The following is a 13,311-nucleotide window of genomic DNA, read 5'->3' on the forward strand; positions in this document are numbered from 1 at the left end:
GCCGCCGCGGCCGGCGGAGCGGTGGCGATGGCGCGCACCGGTGACGACGTGGAGCCGGCCGGGTCCGGTGCCGGGGCCGCGGTGGAGTTCCACGGCCCGCACCAGGCGGGCATCGCCACACCGGTGCAGGACAGGCTGCACTTCGCCGCGTTCGACGTGACGACGACGGACCGCGCCGAGTTCGTCGCGCTGCTGAAGGAGTGGACCGAGGCGGCTCGCCGGATGACGGCCGGGCGGGCGGTCGGCGAGGGCGCGTACGGCGGTCTGCCGGAGGCCCCGCCGGACGACACCGGTGAGGCGCTGGGGCTCAAGCCGTCGCGGCTGACGCTGACGATCGGCTTCGGCCCGTCCCTGTTCGGGAAGTTCGGTCTCGCCGACCGGCGTCCGGAGGCGCTGGTGGACCTGCCGAAGTTCGCCGGGGACAACCTCGACGCGGGCCGCAGCGGCGGGGATCTGTGTGTGCAGGCCTGCGCGGACGACCCGCAGGTCGCCGTGCACGCGATCCGCAATCTCGCCCGGATCGGCTTCGGCAAGGTCGTGGTGCGCTGGTCCCAGCTCGGCTTCGGCAAGACCTCCTCGACGACGCCCGACGCGCAGACGCCCCGCAACCTGTTCGGCTTCAAGGACGGCACCCGCAACATCTCCGGCACCGAGACGGACCGGCTGGAGAAGTTCGTGTGGGTCGGCGCGAAGGACGGCCCGGACTGGATGACCGGCGGGTCGTATCTGGTCGCCCGGCGCATCCGCATGCACATCGAGACCTGGGACCGGACCTCACTGCAGGAGCAGGAGGACATCTTCGGCCGCGACAAGGGCGAGGGCGCGCCGGTCGGCAAGGCGAAGGAGCGCGACGAGCCGTTCCTGAAGGCGATGAAGCCCGACGCGCACGTCCGGCTCGCCCACCCCGACACCAACGGCGGGGCGACGATCCTGCGCCGCGGCTACTCCTTCACCGACGGCACCGACGGGCTGGGCCGCCTGGACGCGGGCCTGTTCTTCCTCGCCTTCCAGCGCGACCCGCGCACCGGGTTCATCCCGATCCAGCGCAGCCTGGCCGCCGACGCGCTCAACGAGTACATCCAGCACGTCGGTTCGGCGGTGTTCGCGATCCCGCCCGGGGTGCGCGACAAGGACGACTGGTGGGGCCGTCGACTGTTCACCGAGGAGGCGTGAGGCGTGTTCTCCAACTATCTGATCGGTCTGCGCGAGGGCCTGGAGGCCAGTCTCGTCGTCTGCATCCTGATCGCCTACCTCGTCAAGACGGACCGGCGTGACGCGCTGAAGCCGGTGTGGACGGGCATCGGCGTCGCCGTCGCCCTGGCGCTCGGCTTCGGCTGCGCGCTCGAATTCGGCTCGCAGGAGCTGACGTTCGAGGCGCAGGAAGCGCTCGGCGGTTCGCTGTCGATCCTCGCCGTGTGCCTGGTGACGTGGATGGTGTTCTGGATGCGCCGCACCGCCCGCCATCTGAAGGCGGAGCTGCACGGCAAGCTGGACGCCGCGCTCGCCATGGGCACGGGCGCGCTGGTCGCCACCGCGTTCCTCGCCGTGGGCCGGGAAGGTCTGGAGACGGCGCTGTTCGTGTGGGCGTCGGTGCACGCGGCCGGGGACGGCAGCCCCCGCCCACTGATCGGCGTCGCGCTGGGGCTGGCCACGGCGGTGCTGCTGGGCTGGCTGTTCTACCGGGGCGCGCTCCGGATCAACCTGGCGAAGTTCTTCACCTGGACCGGCGGCATGCTGGTCGTCGTCGCGGCGGGCGTCCTGGCGTACGGCTTCCACGACCTCCAGGAGGCCGACTGGCTGCCGGGGCTGACGAACCTCGCGTTCGACATCAGCGGCACGATCCCGCCGGACAGCTGGTACGGGACGCTGCTGAAGGGCGTGTTCAATTTCCAGCCCGACCCGACCGTCCTCCAGGTCACGGTGTGGCTGCTGTACCTGGTCCCGACGCTCGCCCTTTTCCTCGCCCCGGTAGGGTTCGCCTCCGGGAAGGGGAAGGTGAAGGAACCGGATGAGCAGGGATCTCGGCCTTCGAAGGCTCCGCAGCAGGCACCGTAGGCTCCGCGGGTTCGACAGGTGCGTGCTGCTGGTGGCCGCCGTGTCGGTGACCGCGAGCGGTTGTGTGGTGGTGCACGGGGAGCGCGAGGTGCTCCCGGCCACCACCCGCGCGGAGGCCGCGAAGGCGCTCCAGCAGTTCACCACCGCGTACAACAAGGCCGATGAGGCGTACGACAGTTCCCTGGACGCCGGCCACACGACCGGGGCGCTCGCCGACATCGACAAGGCCCGGCTGACCGCCGGGCGGGCCAACAACCCCGACGGCAACCCCTCGCACACGCCGCTGAAGCTGACCGACGCGAAGTTCACCATCCCGAAGAAGGCCGGCTGGCCGCGGTGGTTCCTCGCGGACGCGGCAGGCAACAAGGGCGGCGAGGCGCGCTGGCTGCTGGTGTTCACGCGCAGCGGGCTGGACGAGACGTGGGAAGTGGCGTACCTGACGCTGGTCGCCCCGGACGACATACCGGAGTTCAAGACGGACCGGGACGGCTGGGCGGAGGCGGTACCGGCGAACGCCACGGATGTGGCGGTGCCGCCGGGTGAGCTGAGCCAGGGGTACGCGACGTATCTGAAGGACGGCAAGGGCGCGTTCGCGCTGGGGCCGCACACGAGTGCGTGGCGGGCGCTGCGGAAGAAGAAGTCGGAGCGGCCGGGGCTGGCGACGCAGTACATCGACGAGCCGATGACGAACGGGGACTATCAGCCGCTGGCGCTGCGGACGAAGGACGGGGGTGCGCTGGTGTTCTTCACCACGCGGCACTTCGAGAAGCAGACGGCTGCGGCGGGGGCGTCTGTGCCTGCGCCGAACAAGGATGTGCTGGCGTTGACGACCGGGGAGATACGGCAGTCGTTGACGATGCAGTTCGTGTCTAACGAGGTGGCTTTGGATCCGGCGGAAGGGGAGGTTGAGATTCTTGGGCGGATTCAGGGGCTGACGTCTGCGAAGGGGGAGTAGGCGGGGTGGGGGGGTGGTGCGGGTCGTCTTGCCTGTGCGGGGTGCGTTTGGGCTGGTCGCGCAGTTCCCCGCGCCCCTTTAGGTTGGCTGCTGAACAGGTTCTTTCAGCGGTACCAGGACGTGGTGGCCTCGGAGTGGGTGTCTGCGTGGCGGGCGCAGGCGTCCGTGAGGGTTTCCAGGAGGGTCAACGGGTCCGGGAGCTGGTGCTCCGGGCCGCGGAGCCAGCGGACCGACGGGGCGTCGTCGCCCGGGAGGCGGGCGGGGGGTACGAGGACGTAGCTGCCTCGGCAGTGCCAGCGCAGGCCCGGGTGTTCGTCCATCGTCTCCGGGTGGCAGTCCAGCTCGCACGGCCACCACTCGTCCTCGTCCTCGGGGGTGCCCCGGGTGAGGGTGAAGAACAGCATGCGGCCGTCGTCGCTCTCGGCGACCGGGCCGACCTCGACCCCGGCGTCCAGCAGGCGGGTGAGCGCCTCGCGACCGGCCACCAGGGGCACGTCGAGGACGTCGTGCACCATGCCGGTCGCGGTGATGAAGTTGGCCTGCGGCTGATGGCGGGCCCAGCGCTCGATCTGGGCGCGGTCGGTGGTCGACTGCGTCTGCCAGGCGAACGACACCGGGTGCCGGGCCGGGGTGGGACAGCCCACACGGTCGCAGGAGCAGCGGTAACCGACGGGGTGGGCGGCGGGTGCGAGCGGCAGTCCCACGGCGGCGGTGGCGAGCAGCAGGGCCTCCCGGCCGCCGTCGTCGGCGGCCTCCTTCGGGCGGCGTCCACGCAGCCACTGGGAGAGTTTGCCCTGCCGGCCGGACCGGCCTGAGAAGTCCGCGCTCATCTATCCCCTCGCCTCGCCGTCGTGCGCTCCAGCATGCCCTATGGTCCCACCATCATGCGCATCGGGGGCCCGGAGCCCACAATCCGCCCAGGTGGGACGAGGGGGGTCATTCCTCAGCGGGGGGCCAGACCGTACAGGGCGTAGTCGACGAGGGTGTCCGTGTACTCGTAGGTGATCGGGCCCGTGTACTGCAGCCAGCGCTGGGCGAGCGGGGAGACGAAGAGTTCCAGGGCGATGCGCGGATCGACGTCGGGGCGGACCTGGCCGGCCTGCTGGGCGGAGCGCAGCCGGTCGACGTAGAGCTCCAGCTGGGGCAGGAGCAGTTTGGCCACGAACTCGCGGCCGAGCTCCTCGTTGACCACGCCCTCGGCGGCCAGGGCGCGTGAGGGCGCCTCGAAGGCGGGGTCCTTGAGCTCGTCGACCGTGGCGCGCAGGACGCCCTTGAGGTCGGCGGCGAGATCGCCGGTGTCCGGGATGGCGTACGGCACCTGCCCCGCGGCCTCGGCGGCCTGGTCGCCCAGGTCGAGGAAGGCTTCGAGCAGGACGTCGGCCTTGGACGGCCACCACCGGTAGATGGTCTGTTTGCCCACGCCGGCGCGGGCAGCGATGCCCTCGATGGTGGTCTTCGGATAGCCGACCTCCGCGACGAGGGCGAGGGCGGCGTCGTAGATCTTGCGGCGGGAGCGCTCGCTGCGGCGGGAGGCGTCGGGGGTGGACTGCTTGCTGGCCATGGGCCCGAATTTAGCAGGTTGGCAAGACGGCGCGTCTCGCCAGCGACCGGGGTGGTCAGTTCCCGGCGGGGGGCCAGGGGTCGCCCCAGGTGGTGTCCCTGGCCGCCCGGTACAGGTCGCCGTGGCGCTTGGTGATCGTGGTGCGGTTCAGGGCGGGGTCCTTCTCGCACAGGTCGAGCAGGACCTGGCCCTTGCGGATCTGCGGCTTGCGGACGACGCGGGAGGGGGCCGGGGTGACCGGGTGCCGGGTGGCGGCGACGTAGCTGAACTTCTCGTCCTCGTAGGCGAGCGAGCCGCCCTTGATCTGGCGGTGCAGCGAGGAACGGCTGACCCGGGCGGAGAAGTGGCACCAGTCCGTGCCGGGCACGATGGGGCAGGCGGCGCTGTGCGGGCAGGGGGCGGCGATGTGGAAACCGGCCGTGATCAGGCGGTCGCGGGCCTCGATGATCCGGGCGTAGCCGTCGGGGGTGCCGGGCTCGACGATCACGACGGCCCGGGCGGCGCCGGCGGCGGTGTCGACGAGGGCGGCGCGGTCGGGGGCGGTCAGCTCGTTGAGGACGTAGGAGATGGTGACCAGGTCCGTGGGGTCGAGGGTGAGGGCCGGGCCGATGCGGGTGCGGTGCCAGTCGGCTTTGCCGAGGTCCGGGTGGGCGGTGGCGAGCTCACGGCCGAGGGCGAGGGCGGGTTCGGCCCAGTCGAGGACGGTGACGGGACGCGCGCCGGGCCAGGTCGCGGTGACGGCCCAGGCGGCGGCGCCGGTACCGCCGCCGAGGTCGGTGTGGCTCGCCGGGGTCCAGTCCGGCAGGGTCTCGGCGAAGGCAGTGAGGGCGCTGTGGACGGCCTCGAAGGTCGCGGGCATGCGGTACGCCGCGTAGGCAGCGACGTCGGCGCGGTCGCGGAGGATGGGGGCGTGGGTGGGGGTGGCGCCGCGGTAGGTGGCGATCAGCCGCTCGACGGCTTGGGCGGCCTGGCGGGGCGGGAGCCCGTCGAGGAGGCCGGCGAGGGCGGAGCGGAGGGCGTCGGCGGCGTTCACCCGGAGATTCTAGGTGACTGTCGCCTGGAGGCTCCGTCGCCAGCCCCCCGGGCCTCGCCCATCCTGCCGCCCGGCTCGGTGGGTAGAGAGGGCGCCGTCCCAGACCCGGCCTGTGCCCACCCTGCCACCCGGCTCGGTGGTCGAGAGGGTGCCCCGTCACCGCCCGGCGTCGACGTTTCGCGCACCGATACGCTGGGGCGGTGATCAGCGAGAGAACACCTGGGCGACGGTGGCTCGTTGCCCTGCTGGCCGTTTCCTCCGCGGTTCTCGGCTCGGGGTGCGCGGGATCCGTCGACCCCGACGAGTTGCCCGGTGTGTACCGCGATGACGACACCGGCGGCGAGGTCCGGCTCGATGCCGACGGTTCGTTCTCCGCGACCGATGTGGAGACGGACGACGCCTCCGGGCCGGCCGACTTCCATGGCAGCTGGGAGTTCCACGACAGCGGGACGACCACCGACTTCGTCTACCTGTCGGTCGAGGACGGCGGGCTCGGCAGGACCGGCGGCGTCCAGCTCTACACGACCGGCGAGGACACGGTGGCGTTCCACGGTGATCCGGACGGGCCGCCGGCGATGGTGCTCAGAAGGGTGAGCGGGCCGTAGCGCGTTCGTGGCCGCGGCCGGGGAGGACCGCGCGGGCGAGGGTCGTCGCGGCGGCTGCTCTCGGGCCGCTGTCGGGGGGCCTGCGGCGGGGGTGGACCGTGGTGGCCAGCAGGATCAGGAACGTGTCGGTGGCACGGTCCAGGACCAGGGACGTGCCCGTGAAGCCCGTATGGCCCGCTGCTCCGTGGCCGGCCAGCTCGCCCATGAACCAGGGCTGGTCCAGGGCGAAGCCCAGGCCCGGCGGCGTCAGCAGGAGGTCCACGAAGTCGGGGCCCAGGATGCGGGCGGGGCCGTAGGAGCCCCCGGCCAGCAGGGTGCGGCAGAACACCGCGAGGTCGCGGGCCGTGGAGAACAGTCCGGCGTGTCCCGCGACGCCGCCCAGCGCCCAGGCGTTCTCGTCGTACACCTCGCCCCGCAGCATCCCCCGGTCCGCCTTGGCCCACGGCCGCCGCTGGTCCTCCGTGGCCGCCGCGCCGGGGCAGGGGCCGAAGTCGGTGGCCGTCATGCCGAGGGGGCGGGTGATGCCGTCGTGGATCAGGGTGTCCAGGGTGCGGCCGGTGATGCGTTCCAGGACGTGCTGGAGCAGCAGCATGTTCAGGTCGGAATAGCGGTAGGTGCCGGGGGCCGTCACCGGTTCCTCGGCGCGCAGCAGCTCCAGGCGTTCGGTGTCGTCGGCGCAGTCGTACAGCGGGAGTTCGGGGCGCAGCCCCGAGGTGTGGGTGAGCAACTGCCGTACGGTGACGCCGTGCTGGGCGGCGGCCGTGAAGTCCGGCAGATACGCGCCCACGCGCGCGTCGATGCCGAGGGTGCCCCGCTCGATCTGCTGCACGGCGGCGACCGAGGTGAAGAGCTTGGTGAGGGACGCGAGGTCGAAGGGCGTGTCGACGGTGGCCGGGACGCGTTCGGCCGGCGGGAGTTCCACCGCCGTGCCGGTCCGCTCGTCCCACGCCGCGTAGCGCACGGCCCAGCCCGCCGCCTCCTCCACGGCGATGACGGGGCCGCGGCCGGCGACCACGACTGCGCCCGCCGCCCAGGGCTGCTCCCCGGCGGTGAGGGCGCGCACGTCGTCGACGAGGCGGCGCAGATGCGTGGCGTCGAGCCCGGCCCGTTCCGGTGAGCCGTGGCGCAGTCTCTGGGCGCTCAGCTGTCTTCCCTCACTGTGTCGTCCCGCACGCTGTCGTCCTTCGTGCCGTCTTCCCGCGTGCCCCAGGGGCGGCACAGGCCCAGGAAGCAGGCCAGCGCCACCAGCGCGGCGGCGAGCTGGACGACGGCCATCGGGACGGCCGTGTCCTCTCCCGCGATCCCGACCAGCGGGGAGGCGATCGCGCCGATGAGGAAGGACGACGTGCCGAGCAGCGCGGACGCGGAGCCCGCCGCGTGCTTGACGCGCATCAGGGCCAGCGCCTGGGTGTTGGGCAGGGTGATGCCCATGGCGGACATCAGCACGAACAGCGCGACGGCCACCGGCGCGAGACCCACCTCGCCGAACGCGCCCAGCGCCATCAGCAGCAGCGCGGTCGCGGCGACGATGACGACGGCGAGGCCCACGGCGAGCACGCGCTCCAGGCGGACCCGGCCGACCAGGACCTTGCCGTTGATCTGGCCCACGATCACCAGCCCGACCGAGTTGATCCCGAACAGCAGGCTGAAGGTCTGCGGGGAGGCTCCGTAGATCTCCTGGACGACGAACGGCGACGCGGCGATGTAGGCGAAGAGCGCGGCGAAGGCGAAGCCGCCGCTGAGCAGGTAGCCGGCGAAGGAGCGGTCGGCGAGCAGGCGGCGCATCGAGCCGAGCGCCTCGCCGACCCCGCCGGCGTGGCGGTCGGCGGGCGCCAGCGTCTCCGGGAGCTTCGCCCAGACGACGACCGCGAGCAGCGCCCCGACCACCGTGAGGACGACGAACACGCCCCGCCAGTCCGTCACCCGCAGGATCTGCCCGCCGATCAGCGGCGCCACGATCGGCGCGACGCCGGAGATCAGCATGAGCGTGGAGAAGAAGCGGGCCATGGCCACGCCGTCGTACAGGTCACGGACCACGGCCCGGGCGATGACGATGCCGGCCGCGCCCGCGAGTCCCTGCGCCAGCCGGAAGGCGACCAGCGCCTCGACGGTGGGCGCGAACGCGCACAGGGCGGTGGCGACGACGTACACCGCGAGGCCGGTGAGCAGCGGGCGGCGGCGCCCCCAGCGGTCGCTCATCGGGCCGACGACCAGCTGCCCGAGCGCCATGCCGGCGAGGCAGGCGGTGAGGGTGAGCTGGACGGTGGCGGCGGGCGCGTGCAGGGACCGGGTGACCTCCGGGAGGGCGGGGAGGTACATGTCCATCGCCAGCGGGGGTGTCGCGGTCAGGCCGCCCAGGATGAGCGTGACGAGCAGGCCGACGCGGCGCGCGGAGCCCCCGGCCGTCCTCGGCGTCTTCGGTGCCGCCGTCGAGTCGGTTGCCGCCGTCGAGTCGGTTGTCGAGTTCGTTATGGACGCCCCACCCTCGGGCATGTGACCCCTCCCTCTCCGAATCATCCGGTCCCTATGCTCTCAGCTCGTACGCGTGGTCGATGACACGAGCAGGGGTGGGACGGATGGCGGAGCAGAAGGTGCGCTGGGGAATCCTCGCGACCGGGGGGATCGCCGCGACGTTCACGGCGGATCTGGTCGATCTTCCCGACGCGGAGGTCGTGGCGGTGGCGTCGCGCTCGCGGGAGCCGGCCGAGGCGTTCGCCGAGCGGTTCGGCATCGAGCGGGCGTACGGCGACTGGGCGTCGCTGGCGCGGGACGAGGACGTCGACGTCGTGTACGTCGCCACCCCGCACACCGCGCACCGGGCGGCGGCCGGGATCTGTCTGGAGGCCGGGCGGAACGTGCTGTGCGAGAAGCCGTTCACGCTGAACGTGCGCGAGGCGGAGGAACTGGTCGCGCTGGCACGGGGGAACGGGCGCTTCCTGATGGAGGCGATGTGGATGTACTGCAATCCCCTGATCCGGCGGATGAAGGCGCTGGTCGACGACGGGGCGATCGGTGAAGTACGCAGTGTCCAGGCGGACTTCGGGCTGGCGGGACCCTTCCCGCCCTCGCACCGGCTGCGGGACCCGGAGCTGGGCGGGGGCTCGCTGCTCGATCTCGGCGTGTATCCGGTGTCGTTCGCGCAGCTGCTGCTCGGGGAGCCGTCCGACGTCGTGGCGCGGGCCCAGCTGTCGCCGGAGGGCGTCGACCTCCAGACGGGGGCGCTGCTCTCCTACGACAGCGGCGCCCTCGCCTCGGTGCACTGTTCCATCGTGGGCGGTACGGCGACGTCGGCGTCCGTGACCGGCTCCGAGGGCCGGATCGACCTTCCGTACGGCTTCTTCTTCCCGGACCGCTTTGTGCTGCACCGGGACGGCCGGGAGGCCGAGGAGTTCACGGCCGACCCGGCCGACGGGCCGCGCGCCAGCCTGCGGCACGAGGCGGCGGAGGTGATGCGCGCGCTGCGGGCGGGCGAGACGGAGTCCCCGCTCGTCCCGCTCGACGGCACGCTCGCGGTGATGCGGACGCTCGACGCGATCAGGGACCGTATCGGCGTCCGCTACCCGGGCGAGGGCGTTGTGGATGATTCCGCCGAACCGGTGGCTACGCCGGCTTGAGGCCCGGGTCGCCCGCCTCGGTGACGAAGGACGCGGCGGTGGTGAGCGGCGCGCCCTGCGTGGTCACGTGCGGGACGGTCTTGTAGTCGACCCGCGCCAGCTCCCGCCCGAGGGAGACCGTGGTGTAGCCGCGCTGCCCGTTGTAGAACCGCAGGTGCGGGTTGGCGGCCATGTACGTCTCCCAGTTGGCCGGCTTCTCGGAGCCGTTGCCGCCACTGGTGACGGACGTGGTGACGATCTCCGTTCCGAGGGTCGGCGAGTCGGGGTCGTCGAAGTCCCGCTTGATGTCGAAGCCGTAGTGGACGTGCACGTCGCCGGTGAGGACCATCAGGTTCCGGATCCCGGCGGCCTGCGCGCCGGCCAGCACCCGCTCGCGGGAGGCCGGGTAGCCGTCCCAGGAGTCCATGGAGACCTTGGACGGCAGGGCGGTGGAGTTGTACCGGCGGGAGAAGGTGACCTGCTGCGGTACGACGTTCCACACGGCGTCCGACCGGTGCCAGCCGCCGATCAGCCAGCGCTCCTGCGCCTCGCCGGTGAGGGTGCGGCTCGGGTCCTCGGACTCGGGGCCGGGGAACTGCCAGCCGTCGCCGTAGGCCTGGTCGGTGCGGTACTGGCGGGTGTCGAGGACGTCGAACTGGGCCAGCCTGCCCCAGTGCAGCCGGCGGTAGAGCTGGAGGTCGGGGCCGTCGGGGAGCTGGGGGCGGCGCAGCGGCATGTTCTCCCAGTAGGCCCGGTAGGCGGCGGCGCGGCGCAGCAGGAACTCCTCCGGCGGGACGCTGTTCTCGGGGGTGTCGCCGGCGTAGTTGTTCTCGGTCTCGTGGTCGTCCCAGGTGACGACGAAGGGGTGCGCGGCGTGCGCGGCCCTCAGGTCGGGGTCGCTCTTGTAGAGGGCGTAGCGCAGGCGGTAGTCCTCCAGGGTCACGGTCTCGTGGTTGAACAGGTCGGGCAGGGTGCCGGCCGGGTAGGCGCGGGAGCCGCCGGAGGAGTTGACGGCGTACTCGTAGAGGTAGTCGCCGAGGTGGACGACGACGTCCACGTCGTCCTCGGCGAGGTACTTGTACGCGGTGTAGTAGCCCTGGTCGTAGCGCTGGCAGGAGGCGAGCGCGAAGGTGAGCGCGGAGGCGCGGGCGCGTTCGGCGGGAGCGGTGCGAGTGCGGCCGACGGGGCTGACGAAGCGGCCGGCGCGGAAGCGGTAGTAGTAGACGTGGCCGGGGGCGAGGTGGCCGGCCTCGACGTGCACGGTGTGGTGGAACTCGGGGTGGGCGGTGGCCGTACCGCGTCTGACGACGCGCCGGAAGCGCTCGTCGAGGGCCACCTCCCAGCCGACGGTGACGCGCTGGGCGGGCAGTCCGCCGTCGGCCTGGTACGGGGTGGGGGCCAGGCGGGTCCACAACAGGACCGAGTCGGGGTGCGGGTCGCCGGAGGCGACGCCGTGAAGGGGTCCTCGGTGAGCCGGGCGGCGTCGAGTTCGGCGGCGCTCGCGGCGCCGGCGGCGGGCAGGTCGACCGAGAAGGCGAGCGCGGCGGCGGCGCCGGTGACGGTCAGGAAGCGTCGGCGACCGAAGTGGCGGGCGGCGGTGCGGAGTTCGGGGGCGTGGGTGGGCTGAGGGCGTGCGGGTGTCATCCGTTCCTCCCCTGTGCGGTGACTGCGGGGAGCATTCGAATGGCACGGGACGACCGCGTGTTGGCGCGGACATGACTAGCTCACGGCGGAATGATGAGTTCCGTTCCGGGTGGCACACGTACGCTGCGGAGCCATGAACAGTGCGAGAACTACTGAGCCACCGAGGAGCGGACGCGCGTGACGACCGGCAGGGCAGGCAGGACAACTGAGGAACAGCGCATCGGCGTCGTCACGGGCGCGGGGTCGGGCATCGGCCGCGCGGTGGCCGTGGAACTGCTGCGGTCGGGCTGGTCACTGGCACTGGCCGGCCGCCGCACCGAGACACTGGAGGAGACGGCCGCGCTCGCGCCCGACGGTACGGCGCTGACCGTCCGCACGGATGTGACCGACCCGGAGGACGTCGCGGCACTGTTCGCGGCGACGGTGGAGCGCTTCGGGCGCGTGGACCTGCTCTTCAACAACGCGGGGACGTTCGGGCCGGGCGGGGTGCCGGTGGAGGACCTGCCGTACGACGCGTGGCGGCACGTGGTGGACACCAACCTCAACGGGGCGTTCCTGTGCGCGCAGGCGGCGTACCGGCAGATGAAGGCGCAGGACCCGCAGGGCGGCCGGATCATCAACAACGGCTCGATCTCGGCCCACGCCCCGCGCCCGCACTCGGTCGCCTACACGGCCACCAAGCACGCGCTGACCGGCCTGACCAAGTCGCTGTCGCTGGACGGGCGGCCGTACCGGATCGCGGTGGGCCAGATCGACATCGGCAACGCGGCGACGGACATGACCAAGGCGATGGAGTCGGGGGCGTTGCAGGCGAGCGGGGAGGTCGTGCCGGAGCCGGTGATGGACGTCGCCGATGTGGCGCGCACGGTGCGGCACATGGCGGAGCTGCCGCTGGAGGCGAACGTGCAGTTCGCGACGGTGCTGGCGACGACGATGCCGTATGTGGGGCGGGGTTGAGGACCGACCGGCCCCTTCTACTCCCTCACACAACCGGAATTTGATTTTCCGCACCATTGCGCCCGGTGAAGGCCTTATGCTCAACTTCTCTCCACAGAAGCTTCACACTTGGGCCACATCCAGGGGGGAGGCGGCAGCCGTTCCACGCCACCGGGTGGGGGTGGACCCGCGCGGGACCGCGGGGACGCACCGGGGCGTGGAACGGCTGCCGTGTCAGGCCTGGCCCGTCTCGAAGCGGGAGATCCTGCCGTCGTCCGCCACGTCGAAGGTCCAGCGGGTGCGCATCTCCCCCCAGGTGTCGTTGCGGTAGCGGGCGACGAGGGTGCGGCCCTGGTCGGACTCCCGGTCGACGTCCATGTGGCCGTTGGAGGAGAAGATCTCGCGGTCGACCCACTCGGCGAGGTCCCGGTCGGTGCCGTCGTCGGCCATGGTGGCGCCGGGGGCGAGCAGCGCCATGAAGCCCTCGCGGTCGTGGTTGTTGACGGCGGTGACGAAGGCACGGACGGCCGGGTCGCTGAGGCGGGTGGTCTGAATCGTCATGTCCGCCAGCGTCGTGCCGCCGACCCGGCCCCGCCACCAGGGCCACCCGAACGGCGTGCGGCGACGGGCCGCACGGGGGTGGTGATGCGACGGTGGTCGCGGCGAAGAGCGACTGCTCCGGAGCCCGTACCCCGACTGCCCGTACTGCGGCTGCCTGCCCCGGGAGAGCGACTGTGATGTTCTGCGATCGAATGTTCCGACGCGACGTGACCTCGTACGACCGACGACGTGATGCGGGCCTGCGGGCAGGGGGTGACGTACGACCACCCGCTCATCACCGTCGAACACGTCCTGCCGCAGAACCCGAAGGCCGGCTCGCGGTGGGTGGAGCTCTTCGACGAGGACCAGCGTGCCCAGTGGACGCACCG

General features: G+C 72.2%; 13 protein-coding genes and 1 pseudogene. 7 read left to right on the plus strand and 7 right to left on the minus strand.

What is annotated here, in order from left to right:
- From efeB to N4P33_RS23940, 3 genes are all read left to right on the plus strand, one after another.
- On the plus strand, positions 1–1,173 hold a 1,173-nt coding region (gene efeB, locus N4P33_RS23930; protein WP_260828765.1), incomplete at its 5' end, for an iron uptake transporter deferrochelatase/peroxidase subunit.
- Positions 1,174–1,176: 3 nt separating this feature from the next.
- Positions 1,177–2,055, plus strand: a complete 879-nt coding sequence (efeU, locus tag N4P33_RS23935; protein ID WP_260828766.1) for an iron uptake transporter permease EfeU — start codon at positions 1,177–1,179, stop codon at positions 2,053–2,055.
- Complete coding sequence (locus tag N4P33_RS23940; protein WP_260828769.1) at positions 2,009–3,010, plus strand: hypothetical protein; 1,002 nt, start codon at positions 2,009–2,011, stop codon at positions 3,008–3,010. Before efeU ends, N4P33_RS23940 begins: the two co-directional genes overlap by 47 nt.
- Positions 3,011–3,114: 104 nt before the next feature.
- Here N4P33_RS23940 and N4P33_RS23945 read toward each other — a convergent pair whose 3' ends face one another.
- The 3 genes from N4P33_RS23945 to N4P33_RS23955 form a co-directional block, all read right to left on the minus strand.
- The gene (locus tag N4P33_RS23945) at positions 3,115–3,840 is read right to left on the minus strand and encodes a bifunctional DNA primase/polymerase (RefSeq protein WP_260828771.1); all 726 of its coding nucleotides are present in this window, start codon (positions 3,838–3,840) and stop codon (positions 3,115–3,117) included.
- Between the two features lie 113 nt (positions 3,841–3,953).
- Positions 3,954–4,571: a TetR/AcrR family transcriptional regulator gene (locus tag N4P33_RS23950; protein WP_260828773.1), complete on the minus strand. Its 618-nt coding sequence runs from the start codon at positions 4,569–4,571 to the stop codon at positions 3,954–3,956.
- Positions 4,572–4,626: 55 nt separating this feature from the next.
- Complete coding sequence (locus tag N4P33_RS23955; RefSeq protein ID WP_260828774.1) at positions 4,627–5,604, minus strand: small ribosomal subunit Rsm22 family protein; 978 nt, start codon at positions 5,602–5,604, stop codon at positions 4,627–4,629.
- A gap of 200 nt (positions 5,605–5,804) precedes the next feature.
- On the opposite strand from N4P33_RS23955, the gene N4P33_RS23960 reads away from it, so the two are divergent.
- A complete protein-coding gene (locus N4P33_RS23960; protein ID WP_260828776.1) occupies positions 5,805–6,209 on the plus strand; it encodes a hypothetical protein in 405 nt (134 codons plus the stop codon).
- Here the strand turns inward: N4P33_RS23960 and N4P33_RS23965 are convergent.
- A complete protein-coding gene (locus tag N4P33_RS23965) occupies positions 6,187–7,338 on the minus strand; it encodes a serine hydrolase (RefSeq protein WP_260828786.1) in 1,152 nt (383 codons plus the stop codon). The genes N4P33_RS23960 and N4P33_RS23965 overlap by 23 nt on opposite strands.
- An 11-nt stretch (positions 7,339–7,349) precedes the next feature.
- Positions 7,350–8,702, minus strand: coding sequence for a multidrug effflux MFS transporter (locus N4P33_RS23970; RefSeq protein WP_260828778.1), 1,353 nt, complete (start codon positions 8,700–8,702; stop codon positions 7,350–7,352).
- Positions 8,703–8,785: 83 nt separating this feature from the next.
- Here N4P33_RS23970 and N4P33_RS23975 point away from each other — a divergent pair, with 83 nt between their 5' ends.
- On the plus strand, positions 8,786–9,823 hold the full coding sequence (locus tag N4P33_RS23975; RefSeq protein ID WP_260828781.1) for a Gfo/Idh/MocA family protein: 1,038 nt from the start codon (positions 8,786–8,788) through the stop codon (positions 9,821–9,823).
- On the opposite strand, the pseudogene N4P33_RS23980 reads toward N4P33_RS23975, so the two are convergent.
- A pseudogene (locus tag N4P33_RS23980) lies at positions 9,810–11,446 on the minus strand (alkaline phosphatase D family protein). The gene N4P33_RS23975 and the pseudogene N4P33_RS23980 sit on opposite strands and share 14 nt — an antisense overlap.
- A gap of 177 nt (positions 11,447–11,623) precedes the next feature.
- On the opposite strand from N4P33_RS23980, the gene N4P33_RS23985 reads away from it, so the two are divergent.
- The gene (locus N4P33_RS23985) at positions 11,624–12,403 is read left to right on the plus strand and encodes an SDR family oxidoreductase (protein WP_260828782.1); all 780 of its coding nucleotides are present in this window, start codon (positions 11,624–11,626) and stop codon (positions 12,401–12,403) included.
- A gap of 213 nt (positions 12,404–12,616) precedes the next feature.
- On the opposite strand, the gene N4P33_RS23990 is transcribed toward N4P33_RS23985, so the two are convergent.
- Positions 12,617–12,943, minus strand: coding sequence for a nuclear transport factor 2 family protein (locus N4P33_RS23990; protein ID WP_260828784.1), 327 nt, complete (start codon positions 12,941–12,943; stop codon positions 12,617–12,619).
- 231 nt (positions 12,944–13,174) lie between these two features.
- Here N4P33_RS23990 and N4P33_RS23995 point away from each other — a divergent pair.
- A partial coding sequence (locus N4P33_RS23995) for an HNH endonuclease family protein (RefSeq protein WP_260828787.1) occupies positions 13,175–13,311 on the plus strand: 137 nt, incomplete at its 3' end.

The sequence above is a fragment of the Streptomyces sp. 15-116A genome (genome assembly GCF_025290915.1).
Lineage (GTDB): Bacteria > Actinomycetota > Actinomycetes > Streptomycetales > Streptomycetaceae > Streptomyces.

Coding starts and splice junctions, on each gene's coding strand:
- N4P33_RS23940 (WP_260828769.1), top strand. CDS start 2,009: ATGAGCAGGGATCTCGGCCTTCGAAGGCTCCGCAGCAGGCACCGTAGG.
- N4P33_RS23945 (WP_260828771.1), bottom strand. CDS start 3,840: ATGAGCGCGGACTTCTCAGGCCGGTCCGGCCGGCAGGGCAAACTCTCC.
- N4P33_RS23950 (WP_260828773.1), bottom strand. CDS start 4,571: ATGGCCAGCAAGCAGTCCACCCCCGACGCCTCCCGCCGCAGCGAGCGC.
- N4P33_RS23970 (WP_260828778.1), bottom strand. CDS start 8,702: ATGCCCGAGGGTGGGGCGTCCATAACGAACTCGACAACCGACTCGACG.
- N4P33_RS23975 (WP_260828781.1), top strand. CDS start 8,786: ATGGCGGAGCAGAAGGTGCGCTGGGGAATCCTCGCGACCGGGGGGATC.
- N4P33_RS23990 (WP_260828784.1), bottom strand. CDS start 12,943: ATGACGATTCAGACCACCCGCCTCAGCGACCCGGCCGTCCGTGCCTTC.